At 67.8% G+C, this 20675-nt stretch carries 21 protein-coding genes and 1 tRNA gene; 13 read left to right on the top strand and 9 right to left on the bottom strand.

Features of this window, described 5'->3' with window-relative positions; genetic code table 11:
* Positions 1–3: 3 nt before the first annotated feature.
* On the bottom strand, positions 4–1800 hold the full coding sequence (locus ACFRFH_RS07590; RefSeq protein WP_382462375.1) for a glycoside hydrolase family 2 protein: 1797 nt from the start codon (positions 1798–1800) through the stop codon (positions 4–6).
* Positions 1797–2786 carry a LacI family DNA-binding transcriptional regulator gene (locus ACFRFH_RS07595; protein ID WP_382462376.1) on the bottom strand — a complete coding sequence of 330 codons (990 nt, stop codon included), beginning with the start codon at positions 2784–2786 and terminating at the stop codon, positions 1797–1799. The genes ACFRFH_RS07590 and ACFRFH_RS07595 overlap by 4 nt, the downstream gene beginning before the upstream one ends.
* A gap of 163 nt (positions 2787–2949) precedes the next feature.
* Here ACFRFH_RS07595 and ACFRFH_RS07600 point away from each other — a divergent pair, with 163 nt between their 5' ends.
* The 4 genes from ACFRFH_RS07600 to ACFRFH_RS07615 are packed head-to-tail and all read left to right on the top strand — an operon-like array spanning position 2950 to position 7406.
* Positions 2950–4275, top strand: a complete 1326-nt coding sequence (locus tag ACFRFH_RS07600) for an ABC transporter substrate-binding protein (protein ID WP_382462377.1) — start codon at positions 2950–2952, stop codon at positions 4273–4275.
* Positions 4276–4332: 57 nt separating this feature from the next.
* Positions 4333–5286, top strand: coding sequence for a carbohydrate ABC transporter permease (locus tag ACFRFH_RS07605; RefSeq protein WP_382462378.1), 954 nt, complete (start codon positions 4333–4335; stop codon positions 5284–5286).
* Positions 5286–6173, top strand: coding sequence for a carbohydrate ABC transporter permease (locus ACFRFH_RS07610; protein ID WP_382462379.1), 888 nt, complete (start codon positions 5286–5288; stop codon positions 6171–6173). The genes ACFRFH_RS07605 and ACFRFH_RS07610 overlap by 1 nt, the downstream gene beginning before the upstream one ends.
* An 18-nt stretch (positions 6174–6191) precedes the next feature.
* Positions 6192–7406 carry a family 1 glycosylhydrolase gene (locus ACFRFH_RS07615; RefSeq protein ID WP_382462380.1) on the top strand — a complete coding sequence of 405 codons (1215 nt, stop codon included), beginning with the start codon at positions 6192–6194 and terminating at the stop codon, positions 7404–7406.
* Between the two features lie 38 nt (positions 7407–7444).
* Here the strand turns inward: ACFRFH_RS07615 and ACFRFH_RS07620 are convergent, their stop codons facing one another.
* Positions 7445–7876 (bottom strand): VOC family protein, encoded by a 432-nt coding sequence (locus ACFRFH_RS07620; protein WP_382462381.1) that lies wholly within the window; start codon positions 7874–7876, stop codon positions 7445–7447.
* Between the two features lie 61 nt (positions 7877–7937).
* On the opposite strand from ACFRFH_RS07620, the gene ACFRFH_RS07625 reads away from it, so the two are divergent.
* The 6 genes from ACFRFH_RS07625 (at position 7938) to ACFRFH_RS07650 (ending at position 13213) form a co-directional block, all read left to right on the top strand.
* Entirely contained in the window at positions 7938–8537 is a 600-nt protein-coding gene (locus tag ACFRFH_RS07625; RefSeq protein ID WP_382462382.1) for a class I SAM-dependent methyltransferase, read from the top strand.
* A 133-nt stretch (positions 8538–8670) separates the two neighbouring features.
* Positions 8671–10293, top strand: coding sequence for a Re/Si-specific NAD(P)(+) transhydrogenase subunit alpha (locus ACFRFH_RS07630; RefSeq protein ID WP_382462383.1), 1623 nt, complete (start codon positions 8671–8673; stop codon positions 10291–10293).
* Positions 10290–11666, top strand: a complete 1377-nt coding sequence (gene pntB, locus ACFRFH_RS07635; protein WP_382462384.1) for a Re/Si-specific NAD(P)(+) transhydrogenase subunit beta — start codon at positions 10290–10292, stop codon at positions 11664–11666. The genes ACFRFH_RS07630 and pntB overlap by 4 nt, the downstream gene beginning before the upstream one ends.
* Positions 11667–12332 (top strand): DUF2510 domain-containing protein, encoded by a 666-nt coding sequence (locus ACFRFH_RS07640; RefSeq protein ID WP_382462385.1) that lies wholly within the window; start codon positions 11667–11669, stop codon positions 12330–12332.
* A 70-nt stretch (positions 12333–12402) separates the two neighbouring features.
* Positions 12403–12491, top strand: a tRNA-Ser gene (locus ACFRFH_RS07645).
* Between the two features lie 188 nt (positions 12492–12679).
* Positions 12680–13213 (top strand): hypothetical protein, encoded by a 534-nt coding sequence (locus ACFRFH_RS07650; protein WP_382462386.1) that lies wholly within the window; start codon positions 12680–12682, stop codon positions 13211–13213.
* Here ACFRFH_RS07650 and ACFRFH_RS07655 read toward each other — a convergent pair.
* On the bottom strand, positions 13174–13722 hold the full coding sequence (locus ACFRFH_RS07655; protein ID WP_382462387.1) for a tyrosine-type recombinase/integrase: 549 nt from the start codon (positions 13720–13722) through the stop codon (positions 13174–13176). The two genes, ACFRFH_RS07650 and ACFRFH_RS07655, sit on opposite strands and share 40 nt — an antisense overlap.
* 449 nt (positions 13723–14171) lie before the next feature.
* Between ACFRFH_RS07655 and ACFRFH_RS07660 the strand changes: the two genes are divergently transcribed.
* On the top strand, positions 14172–14849 hold the full coding sequence (locus tag ACFRFH_RS07660; RefSeq protein WP_382462388.1) for a DUF433 domain-containing protein: 678 nt from the start codon (positions 14172–14174) through the stop codon (positions 14847–14849).
* A gap of 1 nt (position 14850) precedes the next feature.
* Positions 14851–15267: a hypothetical protein gene (locus ACFRFH_RS07665; protein WP_382462389.1), complete on the top strand. Its 417-nt coding sequence runs from the start codon at positions 14851–14853 to the stop codon at positions 15265–15267.
* 470 nt (positions 15268–15737) lie between these two features.
* Here ACFRFH_RS07665 and ACFRFH_RS07670 read toward each other — a convergent pair whose 3' ends face one another.
* From ACFRFH_RS07670 to ACFRFH_RS07690, 5 genes are all read right to left on the bottom strand, one after another.
* Entirely contained in the window at positions 15738–16136 is a 399-nt protein-coding gene (locus ACFRFH_RS07670) for a DUF2834 domain-containing protein (protein ID WP_382462390.1), read from the bottom strand.
* Positions 16133–17104 carry a hypothetical protein gene (locus ACFRFH_RS07675; RefSeq protein WP_382462391.1) on the bottom strand — a complete coding sequence of 324 codons (972 nt, stop codon included), beginning with the start codon at positions 17102–17104 and terminating at the stop codon, positions 16133–16135. Before ACFRFH_RS07675 ends, ACFRFH_RS07670 begins: the two co-directional genes overlap by 4 nt.
* Positions 17101–17727, bottom strand: coding sequence for a MerR family transcriptional regulator (locus ACFRFH_RS07680; RefSeq protein ID WP_382462392.1), 627 nt, complete (start codon positions 17725–17727; stop codon positions 17101–17103). The genes ACFRFH_RS07675 and ACFRFH_RS07680 overlap by 4 nt, the downstream gene beginning before the upstream one ends.
* Before the next feature lie 54 nt (positions 17728–17781).
* The gene (locus ACFRFH_RS07685) at positions 17782–18420 is read right to left on the bottom strand and encodes a hypothetical protein (protein WP_382462393.1); all 639 of its coding nucleotides are present in this window, start codon (positions 18418–18420) and stop codon (positions 17782–17784) included.
* Between the two features lie 94 nt (positions 18421–18514).
* Positions 18515–19798: a DNA cytosine methyltransferase gene (locus ACFRFH_RS07690; RefSeq protein ID WP_382462394.1), complete on the bottom strand. Its 1284-nt coding sequence runs from the start codon at positions 19796–19798 to the stop codon at positions 18515–18517.
* Here ACFRFH_RS07690 and ACFRFH_RS07695 point away from each other — a divergent pair.
* Positions 19746–20660 carry a helix-turn-helix domain-containing protein gene (locus tag ACFRFH_RS07695; protein WP_382462395.1) on the top strand — a complete coding sequence of 305 codons (915 nt, stop codon included), beginning with the start codon at positions 19746–19748 and terminating at the stop codon, positions 20658–20660. The two genes, ACFRFH_RS07690 and ACFRFH_RS07695, sit on opposite strands and share 53 nt — an antisense overlap.
* Positions 20661–20675 lie beyond the last annotated feature (15 nt).

Raw genomic sequence — 20675 nt, forward strand, 5'->3', positions numbered from 1 at the left:
GCCTTACCGCCTTCCGATCACGTCGCGCAGCACCGAGAACGGGAGTTTGGGCGTGCGATCCGCGCGCAGGAGTCCGTTGGTCTCCTGACCGGTGTCCGCGAGCTGGGTGTAGCAGAAGCCCGCCAGCACCGGCGAGTCGCGCACGGCCCGGATGAGCCCGGACACGCGCACGCCGAAATCCTCCGAGTCGCGCGCCGAGGAGTACCCCCACGCGTCGGCCACGTCCTCGTCGATCCAGCTCACCCCGCCGAACTCGGTCAGCATGATGGGCCGCGCCGACGGGGCGCCGTGCACAGAGATGCGCCGGCCAGCGGGGCCCGGGCCGGCCAGCAGCTCGTCCATCGCCGAGCTGCTCCCGTACCGGTGGCCGAGGAGCTCGGGGTCGCTCTCGTAGTCGTGGATCGTGATCAGGTCGGAGTCGGTGTGCTCCCAGCCGTCGTTGGAGATGACCGGCCGCGTGCCGTCGATCGCCCGGGTCAGCTCGCTCAGCGCGCGGCTGTATGCGCGCTGCTGCGGGTCGTGCGAGATGTGCTGAACGCCCCAGCTCTCGTTGAGCGGCACCCAGACGACGATCGACGGGTGCGAGCGGTCACGCCGCACGAGTTGCATCCACTCCTCGGTCAGGAGTTGCACCGACCGGGCGGAGAACTCGTAGGCGCTGGCGGTCTCGGCCCAGATGAGCAGCCCCAGCCGGTCGGCCCAGTACAGGAACCGTGGGTCCTCGGCCTTCTGGTGCACGCGCGCCGCGTTGAAGCCCAACTCGAGGATGAGCTCCACTTCGCGACGGAGCGCGGCGGCGGAGGGGGCGGCGAGATGCGACTCCGGCCAGTAGTTCTGGGACAGGACGGCCCGGAGCTGGAACGGCCGGTCGTTCAGGAGGAAGCTGTGGCCCGCCGTCCGGACGCTCCGGAGTCCGAGGTAGCTGGCGACAGCGTCGTCGCCCTCGCCGTCGGCCTCCAGGGCGACGGTCGCGCTCAGCAGCCGAGGGTGCTCGGGAGACCAGAGGAGCTCCTCGTACTGCTGCCCGTTGCGCTGGCGGGAGAGCGCCAGCCGGAGGTGCGACGTGGTGTCGAGCACCCGATAGCGGGCCTCGGCAAGCAGCTCGCCCTCATGCTCGATGCGGACCGCGGCCCAGACCGGAGCCGCCGGGCGTGCGTTCAGGACGAGTTCCAGGTCGACCGAGGCCGCGTCGGGCTCGGTGAGCCACGCGATCGACTCGATGTGCAGGGCGGGCGTGCACTCCAGCCAGACCGGCTGCCAGATGCCGGTCGTGCGGTGGTACCAGATCGAGTGCGGGGTCTCGCGCCAGTCCTGTTTGCCCCGGGGGATGGACACGTCGAGAGGGTCGTCGACCGCCCGCACGACGAGCTCGTTGAGCCCGTCCGGGTCGACGATGTTCCGGACGTCGAAGTGGAAGGGCGTCTGGCCTCCGACGTGGTGGCCGAGGAACCGGCCGTTGAGCCAGACATCGGCGGCGTGGTCCACGGCCCCGAAATGCAGCCGCACCTGCGGGCTGCCCTCGCTCAGGCCCGCGGCCGCCAGCTCGTCGGCACCGAAGGTCCGCCGGTACCAGACGACGGGGTGGTACCCGGTGTCGCCGATGCCCGAGAGCGCCGACTCCGGCGGGTACGGGACGACGATGGTGCGGTCGAACGCGATCCCGTCGGGCGACGCGTCGGGGGAGGCGCCGAACGCGAACTCCCATTCGCCGCCGAGGTCGCACCAGTGGCGGCGAAGGAGCTGCGGCCGGGGGTAGGTCCCGTCCTGGGTCAACGGGTCCGGCAGTGCGTCGGCGGTCATGCGCTCATCCTTCTGGCGATCGAGAACGGAACGGTGGTCTCTCCAGCGGCCGGGGTGTCGGCGAGGAGGAGGTCGAGGGCCAGCCGGCCGATGGCCGCCTTGTCGGGGGCGACCGTGGTGAGGGGCGGCGTGCTGTAACGGCCTTCCTCGATGTCGTCGAAGCCGATGACGGCGACGTCCTGCGGCACCCGCAGGCCCGCCTCGGCCAGCGCGTGCATCGCGCCGAGGGCCAGGAGGTCGTTGAAGGCGAAGACCGCGTCGAAGTCGACGCCCTCGGCGAGCAGCCCTTCGATCGCGGCGGCGCCCTCCCTGCGGCGGAAGTCGACCACGGTCCTCACCAGCCGGCCGTCCTCCGCGAGGCCGGCGGCTCGCAGCGCCGCCCGGTAGCCGGTGAGGCGCAGCTCGGAGGTCTCGTTGGGGCCGGTCGGCTGAGCGCCCACCGCTGCGATCCTGCGCCGGCCGGATGCGATGAGGAGTTCCGTCGCGGCCTGGGCGGCCGCGGCGTTGTCGACGGTGAGGTGCGGGAGTGCCGACTCGCCGATGTGCTCGCCGAGCAGGACGATCGGCGTGGAGTCCATCCGGTCGGACAGGTCTGCCGCGGTCAGGGCGAGCGGGGAGAGGATCAGGCCGTCCATGGCGGGGAGGCCGACCCCGTCGCTGATGCGGCGCTCGGTCTCCGGGAGGCCGTTGGTCTGGTTGATCATCACCGTGATCATGCGCTCCTGCGCCGCCGCCACGATCGCCGACGCGAGTTCGGCGAAGTACGGCTGGCTGAGGTCTGGCACCGCGAGCGCGATCATCCCGCTGCGCCCGCTGCGGAGCTGCCTGGCCGCCGAGTTGGGGTGATAGCCGAGTTCGACCACCGCCTGGCGGACCCGCGTCTTGAGGTCTTCGCGCACCCAGCCGGTGCCGTTGATGACGTTCGAGACGGTCTTCGCAGAGACGCCGACGTGGTCGCCGACGTCTTTCAGTGTCGTTCTGCGCATCCGCGTCTCCCTTGATCTCGTGACGCGCCGTCCGCTCGACGGCGCCTTCCGGTCAACGTTTACCATCGCACATGAGGTGCCACTTGTTCAACGATTACCGGTCGTGTATAACTTGATACCACATTCCCCGTTCAACGTTGAACGTCGCTTCGAAGGAGAAGACATGCAATCACGTTCCCGCCGGGCAGCACGTCCGGCGCTCGCAGCAGTCGCGGCGACCGTCGCGGCTGTCGCGCTCGCGCTCACCGGATGCGCCGGTCAGGGCTCGGGCGGCAGCAACGCCAACACCGACCAGAACGGAAAGATCACCCTCAGCTTCTGGAACGGCAACACCGGTCCGGACGGCCCCGCCATGCAGAAAGTGATCGACGCGTTCAACGCCTCGCAGTCGAAGGTCGTGGTCAAGGGCGTCACCATGCCGTGGGACACCCTGTACCAGAAGCTCCTCACCGGAGCCACCTCCAAGGGCGGCCCGGACATCGTCGCGCTCGACTTCTCGCGCATCCCGGCCTACGCCTCGCAGGGGCTCTTCCAGCCGATCGACGACTACTACGCGGGCGGCGCCCACGACTCGGGTCAGCTCCCGAAGACCGCCATCGAGGCCTCGAAGTACAAGGGCAAGAACTACGGCGTCCCCGTCGATATCGCCACCACGATGATGTACTACAACAAGGCCCTCTTCACCAAGGCCGGCCTCGACCCGAACAAGCCCCCGACCACCTGGGACGAGTTCGCGGCGATGGTCCCCAAGCTGACGACCACCCCGGCCGGCGCCGCCAAGCCCGACCAGTACGCGATCGCGCTCGCCGACCACGAGACCGTCGACATGTACCCACCGTTCCTGTGGAACGCCGGCGGCGGGATCGTCTCGGCCGACAACAAGAAGTCCACGCTCGACTCCGCCGAAAGCCTGAAGGCGTTGAACTTCTGGGTCGACCTGGTGAAGGGCAAGCAAGCGTCGCCCATCGGACTCTCGGGCGCCGACGCCGACAAGCTGTTCGCCACCGGCAAGGCGGCGATCGAGATCAACGGACCGTGGGCGACCACCGGCTACAAGCAGGCGGGCATCGACTTCGGCGTGACTCGGCCGTTCGCCGGACCGTCGGGCAACTCCATCCTCGCCGACGTCGAGTCCATGGCGCTTCCCGCGAAGGACGACAAGGCGACGAAGGACGCCGCCTACCAGTTCATGTCGTTCTGGACGACCAAGCAGTCGCAGAAGACCTGGTCGCAGGGCTCCGGCTTCTCCCCTCTGGAGCCTGAGGTCGGCGCCCAGATCACGGACAACCCCTACCCGGCCATCTTCGGGGCGAAGGATGTCGTGGACGACTCCCGCATCCTGCTCCCCGGCCTGCAGTCGGGCTCGTCGATCATCCAGGACATCTTCTACCCGTCGCTGCAGAAGGCGTTGAATGGGCAGGGTTCCGTGGACGACGTGTTCAAGGCCGCGTCGCAGCAGGTCCAGGCCAAGCTCGACCAGACGAAGTAGTCCGCCCGGGCGGGGTCCGTCGGCACAACGGACCCCGCCCGTCGACCCGGAGGCACCATGACCACATCACCCACGGTCGCTGCGAGGCCGACGCCGCCGACGGCGCGGTCGCAGGCCGGCCGCCGCGGCTTCCTCCGCGGCCGGCGCCGGACGGCGCTGACCGCGTGGCTCTTCCTCGCTCCCTCGCTCATCGCGCTGGCGCTGTTCACGGTCTATCCGATGATCCAGGCGGCCTATCTCTCGTTCACGAATTACAACCTGATCCGGGCCGCGCAGTGGGTGGGCATCTCCAACTACCAGGAGCTCTTCGGAGACCCGGCGTTCTGGAACGCGTTCTGGAACACCGTGGAGTACGCGGTGGTCGTGACTCCGGTCACCGTCGTCCTGGCCCTCGCGCTGGCGGTCTTCCTCGACCGCGGGTTCCGCGGGCGCTCGTTCGTGCGCACCTCGATCTTCCTGCCGTTCATCGTGTCGCTCGGGATCATCGCGATCGCCTGGTCGTTCCTGCTCGACCCGAACATCGGACTCCTTTCGTACTGGCTCTCGAAGCTCGGCATCGTCTCGAGCCAGGGCCTCCTCTCCGACCCGACCTGGGCACTCCCCGCGGTCATGTTCGTCGGGGTGTGGAAGAACGTCGGCTTCTACATGGTGATCTACCTCGCCGGGCTGCAGTCGGTGCCGACCGAGCTCCACGAGGCCGCACGCCTCGACGGGGCGAACCCCTGGCAGCGATTCCGTAACGTGACCCTCCCGCTGCTGTCGAACCAGACGATGCTCGTGTCGGTGATGGCGCTGATCGCCTCGCTCCAGGCGTTCGACCAGATCTACGTCATGACGCACGGCGGACCGTTCTTCCGCACGGAGACGCTGGTCATGCTCATCTACCGCGAGGGCTTCCAGGAGCTGCGGTTCGGCTACGGCGCCGCCATCTCGTGGGTGCTGCTGGTCTTCGTCTTCCTTCTGTCCATGATCCAGTACGGCTTCTTCCAGCGCCGGCAAGTGAGGTACTGATGACCGCAACACTCGAACGACCGGCGACGGCACGGCCCTCGACCGCGCGCCGGCGCCCGCACTACACCAGCACGCGCAGCCTCCTGCGTTGGATCACGACGATAGCCGGCGTGATCATCGCGCTGGCGATGCTGCTGCCGATCGTGTGGATGACCTTCACCGCGTTCAAGCCCGAAGCGGACATCGTCACCTTCCCGCCCACGTTGTGGCCGCGCGAGTTCACGCTCCAGCACTTCATCGACGTATGGAACCGGATCCCGTTCGCCCACCTGTACCTCAACACGATCGTCTTCGCCGGGTCGGTGACGGTGATCTCGCTGTTCTTCGACTCGATGGCCGCCTACGCGCTCGCCCGGCTGGAGTTCCGCGGCAGGAACCTCGTGCTCGTGCTCGTGCTGATCCTGCTCATGCTGCCCTTCCAGGTGACGCTCATCCCGCTGTACGACATGCTCAACGGGCTCGGGTTGACGAACAGTCTGCCCGGCATGATCATCCCGCGCGTGACGAACGCGTTCGGCATCTTCTTCCTGCGGCAGTTCTTCCTCTCGTTGCCGAAAGACCTGGAGGAGGCCGCACGCGTCGACGGAGCGGGGGAGTGGCGGATCTACTGGCGTGTCATCATGCCGCTGGCCCGGCCCGCGCTGCTGACCCTCGGGCTCTTCCACTTCCAGTACAACTGGAACGACCTGCTCTGGCCGCTCATCATGTCGTCCGATCTCGACAACGCCACGCTGCCCGCCGGCCTCGCGCTCTTCATGGGGCAGCACGTCGTGGAGTACGGCCTGCTGATGGCCGGCTCGTTGCTCGCGCTGCTGCCGGTGGTCATCTTCTTCCTCGTCATCCAGCGGAGTTTCGTCGCCGGCATCGCGACGACCGGACTCAAATAGCCCTCACGAAAGGAACACATGACCACCCAGCACTGGCTTCGCGACGAGCGCCTGCACTTCGGCGTCGGGATCGAGGACACCTTCGTCCCGCAGGAGGGCGTCGGCCGGCGCCGGCTCGACGAGTACGAGCTGATGCAGCACTACGAGAACTGGCGGGAGGACCTCGACCTCGCCGCGGAGGCGGGGGCCGAGTTCATCCGCTGGGGGATCCCGTGGTACCTCGTGGAACCGCGTCCCGGCGAGTTCGACTGGCGCTGGCTCGACCAGGTGAGCGCGCACATGCAGCAGCTCGGGCTCCGCTGCGTGGTCGACCTCATGCACTACGGCACGCCGCTCTGGCTCGACAACCAGTTCGTCAACGCCGCCTACCCCGAGCGCATCGCCTCGTACGCGCGTGCGGTGGCGGAGCGCTATGCGGGGGTCTGGGACGACTTCACCCCGCTCAACGAGCCGGTCATCAACGCGATCTACTGCGGCGAGGACGGCGTGTGGCCTCCCTACCTCGTCGGTGACGACGGCTTCGCGAAGGTCATCGTCGCCCTCGCGAAAGGGATGGTCAGGACCCAGCAGGAGATCGCGGCGGTCAACCCCGCGGCGCGCTTCGTGCACGTCGACGCCGGCTTCCGCTGGGAGGGCGACCACGGCGGCCGCCTCGGCCGGGAGCTCCTCGAAGAGCGCCGGTTCATCTCGCTCGACCTGATCACCGGCCGTGTCGTGCCGGGGCACGCGATGCACGCGTACCTCACGCGCAACGGCATCTCCGCGCACGACCTCGCCTGGTTCGCGGACAACGCGGTGACGCCGGACTACGTCGGCGTCAACTACTACCCGGGCTTCACGACGGCCCGCTACCGCGCGGACGGCTCGACCGAGCCGGTCGAGGCCGGGACGACCGGCCTGCGCGACCTGATCGAGCTCTACTGGAACCGCTACGAGCTGCCCATCGTCGTCACCGAGACCTCACGCGGCGGCTCCGTGGAGTCGCGCCTGGCCTGGCTCGACGAATCCCTGGAGGAGATCGACGCGCTCCGCCGCGAGGGCGTGCCGGTGCTGGGCTACACCTGGTTCCCCTTCTTCACGCTGGTCGACTGGCTCTACCGTCACGACACGAAGACACCCGACGACTGGTTCGTGCACATGGGGCTCGTGGACGTGGTCCGTGGCGCCGACCGGCGGCTGGAGCGTCGGAAGACCGATGTGTTCGGGGCCTTCCAGGACCGGGCGCGCGTGTGACGGGCTGATGAGCCGTTCTGCCTGCGGCGACCGCGCACTCACTGCAGGCAGAACTCGTTCCCCTCCGGATCGCGCATCATGATCGCGAACTCCGGATACGGCCCCCACGACCCGTCGAGCACCTGCTCCACCGTCGCGCCCAGCCCGACGAGCCGGGCGGCCTCGGCCTCCACTTCTTCCTTCGTCGCGTGGCGGTCGGCGGAGGGGGTGATGTCGATGTGCATCCGGTTGCGCTGGCGCTTGTCGTGGTCGTAGCGGGTGAAGTAGAAGCGCTGATGGGCCGGGTTCTCGTCCCAGGCGACGGCGCGGGCTGCGAGGTCGTCGTCGGTCAGGCCGGCGGCGCGGAGCTCGGCCTCCTCCTCCGGTGTCAGCCACTCCGGCTCGGGGTAGCCCATGACGGCGGCCCAAAAGCTGGCGAGGGCGGCAGGGTCGGCGGCGTGGAAGGTGACGTTGGCGATCCGTGCGGTCATCCTCCGGAGTGTATTCGGAAGGAGGGGGCGGTCGGGAGACCTGCTCGCTAAGCTGCCGCGCATGACCTTCGACCCCGACCGCGACATCGCCGCCTACGGCAGGCGCGCGGCCGGGTACGAGCGCGGGCCGCGCGGGTTCCTGCACGGCGAGATCGTGCGGCGCGTCGGAGTGCTGGCGGTGTCGCTCATCGACGGGACGCCCGAGCCGCGCATCCTGGACGTCGGGTGCGGCAGCGGCGCGCTGTTGCGGTTGCTCGCCCGCCTGCGCCCGGACGCGCGGCTCACCGGGGTCGACCCGGCGGCGGGGATGGTGCGGGAGGCGGTGGCCTCCACGCGCGCCAAGGTGCTGCAGGCGTCCGCGGAGGCGCTCCCGTTCGGGGACGGGGCTTTCGACCTGGTCGTGAGCTCGTCCTCCTTCAGCCATTGGGAGGACAAGGCGGCCGGCCTGGCCGAGTGCCGGCGGGTGCTCGCGCCGGGAGGCGCGCTGCTGCTGGCGGACGTGTTCGCGACGCGCGGGCTGCCGGTGCGGGTGTTCGGGCCGGGCGGGGCGGCGGGGAGCCGGGAGTGGGCGGAGGAGGGGATGGGAGCGGCCGGCTTCGCCGTGCCGCTGTGGCGGCCGCTGTTCGCTCGTGTGATCTGGGGTGCGGTGGCGCGCGCTTGACGCGCGCGCAGGAAGACACGTCCCGATCTCCTTCCGAACGGCGTTCGGCAGGAGTTCGGGCGCGCGTCCTCCCCGAAACTCCTTCCGGAGGCACGAGGCTGCTAGTGTCACGTCAAAAGCCGAGGGAGGCCAGGTGTCGGTAGTCGGCATCGTCGCTGAGGGGCCGGGCGAGAGCCGGGTCGCGTCCAGCCCGAGTTCCGTGAAGAAGCTCGTCTCCCTGGGGTACGACGTGCGCGTGGAGTCCGGCGCCGGCGTCCAGGCCGCGTTCACGGATGAGGCCTTCGCCGCGGCCGGCGCGACCGTGACCTCCCGGGCCGACGCGTGGGCCGCCGACATCGTGATCAAGGTCGCCCCGCCGACCGACGACGAGATCGCCCTCCTCTCCGACGGCGCCACCCTCATCGCGACCCTCAGCCCCGGCTTGCGCCCCGACCTCCTCGCCGCGCTCTCGCAGCGCGGGATCACCGCGCTCGCCCTCGACGCCGTGCCGCGCATCTCCCGGGCGCAGTCGATGGATGTGCTCAGCTCGATGGCGAACATCTCCGGCTACCGGGCCGTGGTGGAGGCCGCCCACGAGTTCGGCCGCTTCTTCACCGGGCAGGTCACCGCGGCGGGCAAGGTCCCGCCCGCGAAGGTGCTGGTCGCCGGGGCGGGCGTCGCCGGCCTCGCCGCGATCGGCGCCGCATCCAGCATGGGCGCGATCGTCCGCGCCACCGACCCGCGGCCGGAGGTCGCCGACCAGGTGCGGTCGATCGGCGGCGAGTACCTGGCCGTGGAGGTCGCCGGCGACGACGCCATGCAGTCCACCGACGGCTACGCCAAGGCGACTAGCGAGGCCTACGACCGCCGCGCCGCCGAGATCTACTCGGAGCAGGCGCGGGACGTCGACATCGTCATCACGACCGCGCTCATCCCGGGCCGTCCCGCGCCGAAACTGCTCACCGAGGCGGACGTCGCGAGCATGCGGCCCGGCACGGTCGTGGTGGACATGGCCGCCGCGCAGGGCGGGAACGTCGCCGGGTCTGTCGCGGGGGAGCGGGTGGTCACGCCGGGCGGGGTGATCGTCCTCGGCTACACCGACCTCCCGTCCCGGCTGCCGACCCAGTCGTCGCAGCTCTACGGCAACAACCTGGTCAGCCTCCTCACCCTCCTCACGCCCGGCGCGGACGGGAGGCTCGTCCTCGACTTCGACGACGTCGTCCAGCGGTCGGTGACCGTCGTGCGCGACGGCGAGACCACCTGGCCGCCGCCTCCTGTGACCGTCTCCGCGGCGCCGCCTCCCGCCGCCGCCGCACCGATCGCCGTGCCCGCGCCGAAGGAGCCGTGGCTGACGCCGGTGCGCAAGGCGGTGCTGACCGCTGTCGGCCTCGCCGTCCTGCTCGCGCTGGCGGCGCTGGCCCCACCCCCGCTGCCGCAACACTTCACCGTGCTCGTGCTCGCGACCGTCATCGGGTTCTACGTGATCGGCAACGTCCACCACGCGCTGCACACGCCGCTGATGAGCGTGACCAACGCCATCTCGGGCATCATCGTCGTCGGCGCGATCGTGCAGCTCACGTCGCACGACCCGCTCGTGCAGGCGCTCGCCGCGATCGCGGTGCTGGTGGCCTCCATCAACGTGTTCGGCGGGTTCGCGGTGACGCGGCGGATGCTGGCGATGTTCACGCGGAGCGACGCGGTCGGCGGCGGCGGGCCCGGCGGTAGCGGCCGGGGTTCCGGTCGCAAGGCCTCCGGACGCAACGGGGCGAACCGGTGAGCCTCAGCGTCGCGGACGCCGCCTACCTGGTCGCGGCCGTCCTCTTCATCATGAGCCTCGCCGGCCTGTCGCGGCACGAGACCGCCCGCGGCGGCGTCGTCTACGGCATGGTCGGGATGGGGATCGCGCTCGTCGCGACCATCGGGTTCCTCGTGCTGCCCGCGTCCTCCATCGTCCTGCTGATCGTCGCCATGGTGGTCGGCGCCGCGATCGGTCTGTGGCGCGCGCGAGTCGTGCAGATGACCGGCATGCCGCAGCTGATCGCCCTCCTGCACAGCTTCGTCGGCCTCGCCGCCGTGCTCGTCGGCTGGACCGGCCACCTCTCGCACCCCGAGCTGTCCGGCTCGCTGCGCGGCGTGCACAACGCGGAGGTCGTGATCGGCATCTTCATCGGCGCCGTGACGTTCACCGGGTCGATCGTCGCCTACCTGAAGCTCTCCGCGCGCATCTCGTCGCGCCCCCTCGTGCTGCCCGGCAAGAACGCGCTGAACATCGGCGCGCTCGCCGTGTTCGTGGCGCTGACCGTCTGGTACGTGATCACCCCCGAGCTGTGGCTGCTGGCCGTCGTCACCCTGATCGCCCTCGCCCTCGGCGTCCATCTCGTCGCGTCGATCGGCGGCGGCGACATGCCGGTCGTGGTGTCGATGCTGAACAGCTACTCCGGCTGGGCCGCAGCCGCCTCCGGCTTCCTCCTCGACAACGACCTGCTGATCGTCACCGGCGCCCTCGTCGGCTCCTCCGGTGCGTACCTGTCGTACATCATGTGCAAGGCGATGAACCGCTCGTTCCTGTCTGTCATCGCCGGAGGGTTCGGGATCGAGGCCCCGTCCGCGGCGGTCGAGGAGCAGGGCGAGTACCAGGAAGTCTCCGCCGAACAGACCGCCGAGCTGCTGCAGAACGCCACCACTGTCGTCATCACGCCGGGCTACGGGATGGCCGTCGCCCAGGCGCAGTATCCCGTCGCCGAGCTCGTCCAGAAACTCCGCGACCGCGGCGTCACGGTCCGGTTCGGCATCCACCCCGTCGCCGGGAGGTTGCCCGGCCACATGAACGTGCTGCTGGCGGAGGCCCGCGTCCCGTACGACATCGTGCTCGAGATGGACGAGATCAACGACGAGCTGCGTGACACCGACGTGGTGCTCGTGATCGGCGCCAACGACACGGTCAATCCGGCCGCCGCCGAGGATCCGGGCAGCCCCATCGCCGGCATGCCGGTGCTGCGGGTGTGGGAGGCGCGCCAGGTCGTCGTCTTCAAGCGCTCGATGGCCGCCGGCTACGCGGGCGTGCCCAACCCGTTGTTCTACCGCGAGAACGCGAGGATGCTGTTCGGGGACGCGCGGAAAGCGGTGGACGAGATCGTGGGGTACTTCTGAATGGTGGACGGTGACGCGGGCGAGGTGAGCCGCCGCCTCGGACCCGGCTGGTATCCGGACCCGTTCGGCGAGGCGCCGCTGCGCTGGTGGGACGGCACCAAGTGGGAGGCGGCGGTGAGCGGGAACCCGCCCGCCGCGCCGAACGTGTATTACGCCTCGGAGCGCCGCCCGCTGCCCCAGGAGACCCCGGTCTCCACGCCGTGGGTCTGGCTGGTGGTGCTGCTGCCGCTGGCGAGCACCCTTGTGTCGCTGGTCACGATCGGCGACCTCACCCGCTCGCTCACCGAGTTCGCGGCGCGCGGCGCCGCGAATCCGGCCGGTGCGAACCTCGCGATGTTGACGTCGCCCGGCTACCTCCTCAGCAGCATCCTCGGCTGGGTGGTCTTCGCCCTGTCGATCGTCTTCAGCTGGCTCGACTACCGGGCATTGGACCGCCGCGGCGTCGACCGCCCCTTCCACTGGGCCTGGTCCTTCCTGGCGTGGCCCGTCTACACGATCGGCCGCGCGGTGATCGTGCGCCGCGTCGCGGGAGGCAGAGGGATGGGAGTCCTCTGGGCCACGATCGCGGTAGTGGTCGTCACGATCGCCGCCGGAGTCGCCGCCACGCTCATCCTGACGTCGGTGCTCCTCCAGACCATCCACCAGCTCCCGGGCGCCGGCGCCTGAGAGCGGCGTGTCCGGCCGCGCCCGCAACGTCCGTTATGATGGCTGTCGTGCGTCCGCCCGCGGACGCTCAGGAGACGTCGCATAGTCAGGCCTAGTGCACCACCCTGCTAAGGTGGAGTCCTCGTAAGGGGACCGAGGGTTCAAATCCCTCCGTCTCCGCCGATCGAAACCCCCGGAATCCCAATGATTTCGGGGGCTTTTCAGTTGGTGGGCGGTGGGCTTGCCCACATTTTGCCCACACCTGCTTCGGAGACTGCCGCGTGACGAGCTCAGCTCACGGCAGCAAGCTCTGCGACTGAGTTTGGCTACGGCTCGGCCCGGCGATCCTTACTGGTAAGGTTCGGCCTGTGACAGATCCGCAGGTAAGCGACAGTGCGGACTTTCCGAATGTCGAGGGACACGAAAACACCGACCGTTTGCGCCCCAACTGGCTGGTCCGAGTAGTGATTCTGCTTCCATGCGGGCTACTCACGGGAAGTGCAGTCGCCGCATGGTTGGCCAGCCCGATCGGGTCGGGATGGGACCTCGCGATCATTGTCTTTCTGGCCTGCGCGTATGTCGTCATCCGGTGGATGTTCTTCATGGGGGTTCGCCGGGACAGAGCTGTCCTCGTGGCGACAGGGGCGATTTGGTCACGTCGGATTCCGCTGGCGAGGATCGAGCGGGTAACCGACTTCCACGTCTTCGTTCGGTGGCGCACGCGTTCTGGAATCCGAGTGTTCACACCTCTAGTAGCGTTTTCCGCTCAAGAGGGTTCGATCGAGTCCGTGGCAAACCGCAACAGGTGGGCCATCGCCCAGATTCGCCGCTGGGTGCAGGAGCAGAACACCGCGAACAAGGCTCAGGACGATCGCAGTTCATCGCTGAACGGACCAGGCTGATTCGGTGGCGGCAGGCTTGTCCAGGTCTTGCCCGCATCCGACGCTTCGACGGCCGCGTGAAGGCGCATCGCGACGTCGTCGAGGTCGTCGTCGAAGAGGTCGGCGTACAGATCGAGGGTCATCGCAGCGGACGCGTGCCCGAGCATCCGCTGGACCGCCTTTACGTTGGCACCCGAGCTAATGGCAAGGGAAGCGGCTGTATGGCGGAGGTCGTGAAGCGTCATCGGCTCGAGTTCCGCCTCTCGCAGCGCAGTCTTGAACCAGCTGCGTGAGCCGCCGCTGACTCGTGTGCGTCGAAGGTGTTGCCCGTAGGCGTCGCTGAACACGAGATCGTCTCGACCTTTGCCTGCAATCTGTTCGGCCATCAGCTCGGAAAGGAACGGGGGATAGGGAACGTCGCGTCGCTTGTGCGTCTTTGGCGTTCCGATCTCGATGACCCCGGCGACCTCGACGGCATTCACTGTCACCGTGATTCGTCGGCGGCGCAGGTCGACATCGCGGGTTCGCAATCCGATCGCTTCACCCCAGCGCAGCCCGGTGTAAGCGAGTAGGAAGACGAGAAGAGCGTGCTGGCCTTTCCCTCGTGTTCGTCGTCATTCCTTCTTTGTCTACTCCTTGCTTTGGGTAGCTCCCGTTTCACTTCCTCATTTCGTAATTCCCTTTCTTCCTTCTTCGTACCTTCACTTCTTGCCTCCGTTTTGCGTTAAATCTCGCCAAGTGTCGTAGCGGGGGCGAGACGCGCGAGACGCAGATGCGCGGGTCGAGCTCCGCGTCTTCAACGTGCTCGTCGACGAGCTCCCACAACCCCTGGAGCGTCGAACGTCCAGAGACTCGCTGGCGTACACCCGGTGGCGAACGGCGAGCTGCTCCGTGCCGCGAGTCTGTTCTAGCTCCCCATCTCGGTCTTTCGATGTTGTGCGGGATGGCGCCGCGGAAGAGAGGACGTTAGTCTGTTTGCATGCAAACACCGTCGGATTCGGATCTGGCGTACACGAGCCCGATCTACTCGCAGAGTGAAGCCGCCCGCATCATTCAGGCTCCATCGACCTCGTTCGCCCGATGGGCGCATGGACACAAGTTCAGGCAACGGACCGAGGGTGAGTGGGGTGAAAGCGCACCCCTACTTACTGGCGTGGAGGCGGGTAGAGGCGTCACCGTACCGTTCAATGCTCTGGCCGAGGGCTTCATCATCGAGTCGTTCCGGCGGGTCGGACTCCCCATGGCGAGAATCCGTCCGGCAATAACGGTGCTTCGGAACGAAATTGGCTTGGAGAACGCGCTCCTGAGTCAACGGTTGATGACGGATGGTGCCGAGATACTGATTCGCAACGGGGATGACGACCTGGTCGTCGTCCGCAACCATCAGGGGATGTTCAAAGAGGTCGTAGCCGAGTTCCTCAAGAGCATTCGTTACGAGGACGGATATGTCAGCTTGATCCACCTGCCCACTTTCGAGGTGGTGGATGTGATTGTGGATCCGCGGCGCAACTCGGGACAGCCGACCATCGACAGGCTCGGGGTGCGCGTCGATGACGTACTCAGTCGCATCCGGGCCGGAGAAGATCCAGCGGAGGTCAGCGAGGATTTCGGCCTCGAATCTCGTGAACTCAGGTCGCTAATTATCCAGGCGGCCTGAAGTGACAAAGGTGGTTGCCCGATTCCTGCTTGACCGTTCGTTGGGCCAGCGAAAGCTACTGGCTCGTTTACGGGAAGCTGGCTGGGAGGCGACCACGCTCGCTGATCAATTCGGAGATTCGCGTGCACAGCGGATGCTGGACGAGGAATGGATCGCCGAGGGCACTCGACTCGGATTCGTGCTCCTTGCCAAAGATCACCGGATCGCGACCGTGCCGCTAGAGGCTAGTTGCATCTACCTCAACGATGCACGCGTCGTGACATTCGCGCGCGGAGACCTCACCGCGGAACAGATGGGTGATATCTGCCTCGCGCACGAAAAGGCGATCCATCGCCTTGCTACCGTTCAGGGCCCGTTTGTGTTCTCGGTCTCTGCAAATGGTCTGCGGCGAAAGCGCCTGAACTGGCCTCCTGACTAAGGCTGACGTGCTGACTAAGGCTGACGTGTGGGCCAGAGTGGCAAGCTGGACGTGTCTGCCCAGAAAATCCGCGCCTTCCTGCGCGAGGAATGCTCCAAGCATCTGCACTGCGCCTCTTAGGAACTGGACGACGACCAGTCCGCCGTGGTCCGGGCTCGCTTCTCTGACTGATCGACCCGACCGGCTTGAAGCAACGTGCCTGCACGCCTGATCGCCCGTGATCGCCGCGGCCCTCGCGCTGCGCCGATCGCTTAGCGCCGCCCGGTGTCCAGGTTCACGCCGATCCCGTACTTCCGGTGAGTCGATGCGCTCGCGCGACGTCTGTCCCAGCGTTAGCGAATTTGCCCACAGTTTGCCCACAATATAGCGAGATAACGGTGCTATTCATGTGATCTCAATGAGCGCGTTAATCGATGCTGGTCGGGGATTTCCCTCAATCTGGCGGGCCTGGAGATGTAAAGATATAGGGTTCAAATCCCTCCGTCTCCGCCGATCGGAACCCCCGGAATCCCAGTGATTTCGGGGGTTTTTGAGTTCTGAGGCACCCAACTCGCAAGCTCCCGCTCCCGCATCGCCAGGAACAGCGGCAGCGCGAAGGCGAGGGCGACCAGCGGGATCAGCACGATGTAGACCCAGACGCGTCGCATGCCGATGCGGCGCGATTCGATCACCATGAAGACGGCGGAGGCCGTCGCGGCGACCAGGACGTCGACGGTGAGGGACAGGACAGCCGGCCCGCTGCCGATCCAGTCGCCCACGTAGTCGCGATGGGTGGCGATCGCGAGCACGTTGAAGGTCCAGGTTCCGATCAGTCCGACGAGCGCCAGGACGAGGTACACGGTCGCGCGGCCGTTCCAGCGCCCGGTCATCGGCCGGCTCCGACCGGGTCGGGTTCGAGCGCGGGTCGGTCATCGGGGTGCGGGCGCGCCCTCCGCCCGGTGACGAGCACCAGCACGGCGGAGAGCACTCCGCCGATCGCCAGCGCCCAGCCGCCCCAGAGGAACACGCCGCCCGGCCGCACGATCGACTGACCGGCGAGCGCCTGGAACGTCACCAGCGCGACCGTGCCGGCGTAGACGACCGTCGCGACGATGACGAGCCGCAGCCGAACGCGGTCGTCGGCGAGAGGTCGCCAGTGCCGGCCGGCCCAGCCGAGCAGGATCGCGAAGAGGGGCAGCAGCTGGAGGGCGTGCATGCCGACGAAGTGGGGGATGCGCAGGTCTCCGGCGACGGTGCTCCATCCGAGCAGCGGGAGGCCGGGGCCGCCGTCGGGGATGCCGACGGTGTGGGCTCCGGCGATGCCCTGGAAGTCGTGGAGCTGTTGCGAGGTCGGGCTGGTCATCAGGTAGGCGAGGCCCATCCCGACCAAGGCGATCACTGCGCCTGCCCGCACGGCGATGGTGGTCGAACGCGTCGGGAGGCGCAGGAAGAACACGGCGACGGTGGTCAGGAATGTGCAGACGTAGAGGACCGTGATCGACACGGCCATCGTCGTCCAGATGCCGGTGGCGAGCGGGGTGGAGACGTTGAAGTGGCTGGTCGTCCCGGCCGCGGCGGCGCCGAGGATGAGGGCCTGTTCCACGACGAGCGCGACGGCGACCACGGTCCCGGCGACATGCGCGGTGCGCCGCCAGCGGGGGAGGTGGGCGATGAGCCAGGCCCAGGTGACGCTGTAGAGCAGGATCGAGATCGAGAACTTGAGGGGTTTGGTCCAGGCGTCGAGGCCGGTGACCTGGCGGGGATCGACGAGGAGGCCGACGAGGCAGACGATGGTGCTCACGAGCATCAGCGCGGCGACCGTCATGAGGGGACGGTGCCACGCGAAGACGGTCTTCATAGTGTTCTTCTCTCATTCGTGACGACGGCCTGCGCCATGCGGCGCAGTCCGAGAGCGAGGGTGTCCCCGAGCACGGTGCCGACGACGACGAGCTCGGTCATGCGCGCGGGGTCGGGGAGGGTGCCGACAGTGTCGAGGTCGGCTTCGGCCTGCAGCCGCGCGGCGGCCGCGTAGCCGTCGAGGTAGGCGTCGGGCAGCGGGAAGCCGGCGTTGTCGAACGCGTCGATCACCTGGGCGGCGATGCCACGGCCGATGTTGTCGTCGCAGTCGGCCCAGCCGGCGCGGGCGATGAGCGCATCGACCCGGTCGAGCGCGGGGACGCTCGGCGGGGCGACGTCGGGCACAGCCGAACGGGACACCGCCTGCTGGGCGACGTCGAACGCGTGGACGACCGGGGCGCCGGGCTCGTCGAGGGCGTCGAGCACGGTGCGCACGGCGGCGATGGAGAGCTTGCCGACCTCCAGCATCGCCCGGATCAGCTTCAGCCTGCGCTCGTGCTCGTCGGTGTACTCCGTGCGGTTGCCGCCGACGCGATCGCCCGCGGGCAGCAGGCCTTCGCGCACGTAGTACTTGATGGTGGCGGCGGGAGTGCCGGTTCGGTCGGAGAGTTCGGAGATGAGCACGCGCTGATAGTAGCACTACCGGTAGTGGTGCTACCAGTAATTCTCGATTCGTACTCAGCGGGGGTCGGGAAGGTCGAGGTTCCAGTGGCGCGAGACGACGATGATCCACTCCTGATCGTGGTCACCATGCCCTGGCGGCCCGTGCGAGATGAAGAACCGGGAGACCACGCGTTGCGAGCCCTCGGCATCCCCGTAGAGCACGTCGACGCAGAACCCCTCTCCCGCGGCCCCGGAGCGTGCCACCTCGAAATCGGTCGACCCCGGTTCGCGGATGGCCACCTGGCAGAACCCCGGGTCGTTCGTCGGCACGTAGATGTCGCGGGTGAGTCGGTGGAACTCGTCGACCGGGGGTAGCGGCGCCCGTGCGTCCGCGGTGAGGGACCAGCCGTGCAGGATCGCGACGCCGGCCCCTGCGTTTCGCACGGACATCACGAGGTAGACGGCCTCATCGGTGATCTCCAGGGCCGCCCGACCGCCCAGAGCTGTCAACCACCTGCCGTCCGCGAACCGCACCTTCTGGGGTGGGTCGGACCAGTTGGAGGGAAGCAGGATGGGGCGGATTCCCTCCAGGAGCGCCCGTTCGGCGACCCGGGCGGACCGGTTGGCGGAGCGCGTCGAGGCGAAGGTCGCGGCCGCCAGCGCGGTGGTTCCCACAGCGGTGCCGAGGTCGGCGACCAGAACCCAATCGAACACAGGCGCCATTCAACGCCAACGGAAGTCGCCTTCGGAAGGGGCAATCTGCCCACAGGCCAATCAGCGTTATGGCACGGTTGAGCTTGCGCCCACCCTACGCCCCCAAGGCCTCGAGAACACTCCCCGCGATCGCCCGCCCCAGCAACGGAGGCACCGCGTTCCCGATCTGCTTCACGATCTGCGCACGGCTCCCCGTGAACACGAAGTCGTCGTCATACGACTGCAAGCGCGCCCCCTCCCGCGGGGTGAGTGCGCGATCCAAGTCCGGATGAATGCACTTGTTCGACGCGGGGTGGACGAAGTTCACCGTGATCGTGACCGCCGGCTCGTCGCCTCGCAGTCGCGAGTAGCAGGAGGAGAAGCCGCTCGTGATGAGGTGAGGCGGGATGGAGGAGATGTTGTCGCCGGAGTGGCGGATGATCTCCATCATCTTCGCCGAGTGCTTCGTCGACGCATGGAGGGTGAGCTCGTCCCCGGCATTGGCGCGTCGGGCGCGCTGGAACTCCGTCCGGGGGTCCGCCGAATACTTTTCGGCGCTTCCGCCACTGTGGACGATCGGCAGGTCGTCGATGGCCTCTCGCACGGTCACCGCACTCGGGAGGGAGGTCGCGGTCTCGGTGTCGAGGAGCGTCGGGGCGAGTGAACGTCGAGCGTGCATGCGCGTCCGGTCTTTGTGACCGATCGTCCGTGCCATTGTGGCGTGGGTGATGCGGGGGAAGTCGATCGAGCCGCCTCGTTCGACCCCGAGCAGGATCAGTCGTTCCCGCTTCTGGGGCACGCCGTAGTTCGAGGCGTTGAGGATGCGCCAGTCGCACTCGTAACCCAGCTCGGAGAACGTCTCGAGGATGCGCTCGATCGTGTGGCCTTTCTCGTACGTGGCGAGGCCGACGACGTTCTCCAGGACGAGAGCTTTCGGGCGGAAGAAGTTCACGTACGACGCGAACTCTTCGAACAACGAATTGCGCGGGTCGTCGTCCTCGGACGACCGGAACGGGCGGATCGACGAGAATCCCTGGCAGGGCGGTCCGCCGATGATCACGTCGACGTCGCCGCGCTTCAGGCCGGTCGCCTCGGCCACCTCGGACCGGCGAACCTTCCGGATGTCGCCCGCGATGCCGAAAGCGTTCGCGTGGTTCGCGCGAAAAGTCTCCACGGACGTCGGCAGGACGTCGATCCCGTGAACGACCTCGAACCCTCCGGCATTCTCGAAACCCTTCGAGAAGCCGCCTGTTCCGCAGAACAGGTCCATCACCTTGTACACGCCACCTCCGGTGGAGACTATAGTCTCGTGGAATTTCAGCCTATGCTCGGCCATTGTCGAGAGCGTGCCTGACACACCGCTTCCCGATGACCCGACTGCCGCCCTCATCGCCGTCATCGCCCGCCTTCGGCGCGAAGCCGGATTGACTCTAGAGGATCTCGCCGACATCGCCGGCCTCCATCGCACATCGCTCGGGCTGATCGAACGCGGCGAGCGGGGGCTGACCATCGAAAGCGCGGCGAAACTCGCCAAGGCGCTCGACCTGAGTCTCGGGGCGCTCATCGCACTGGCGGAGGCGCGCGAGGAGGGCGTCTCGTCGAACGAGACGGCGTTGTCCCCGCGACGGCTCTCGAGTTCTGTCGGTCGCAATGCCGACGAACTGTTCGAGCTGACAGGCCTCGATATCGCGGCCATCCGCAGCGCGGTCGAATACACCTATGACACGCTCGACCTCATCGACGCCGAGCTGGTGGCGCGGGGCTCTGCGCCGATGAGCGGGCTGGTCGAGCTCGCGAACCTCTCCTCCATGATCGGCAACTTGGTGGGAGCCGGCATCGCGGAAGCCTCCGCGGGGTTGTACCTCCGCAACCGTCCGCACGCGTTCCCGGATCTCGTTCCACAGCGCGACGACCTGCCGGACCTAGAGGTGAAGACCGCGTTGGAGAGCAATACGCCGAAGGGGCACCTCCCGAAGCCTGGGGTGTACCTCACGTTCCGTTACGCGCTTGGCGGACCCAACGGCGAATACGAGAAAGGCACGAAGAATCGGGGCCGTACGGCGTGGATCTGGGAAGTTCGCGTAGGGAGGCTCGAAATCGAGGACTTCGCACTCAGTGACACGAAAGGCGATTCCGGCAAGACGGCCGTCATCAAGAACGCGTCGTTCAAAGCCATGTCGCCGGTGCTCTTCGACGCGCGATTCTTCCCGTACGCCCGCAGCTGGGGCGGTCTGAGCGCGATCGGCTCGTCCCGCGCTTAGCCAGCAGGGAAAAAA

Origin of the sequence: Leifsonia sp. NPDC056824 (genome assembly GCF_042789575.1) — a bacterium.
Taxonomy (GTDB): Bacteria; Actinomycetota; Actinomycetes; order Actinomycetales; family Microbacteriaceae; genus Leifsonia.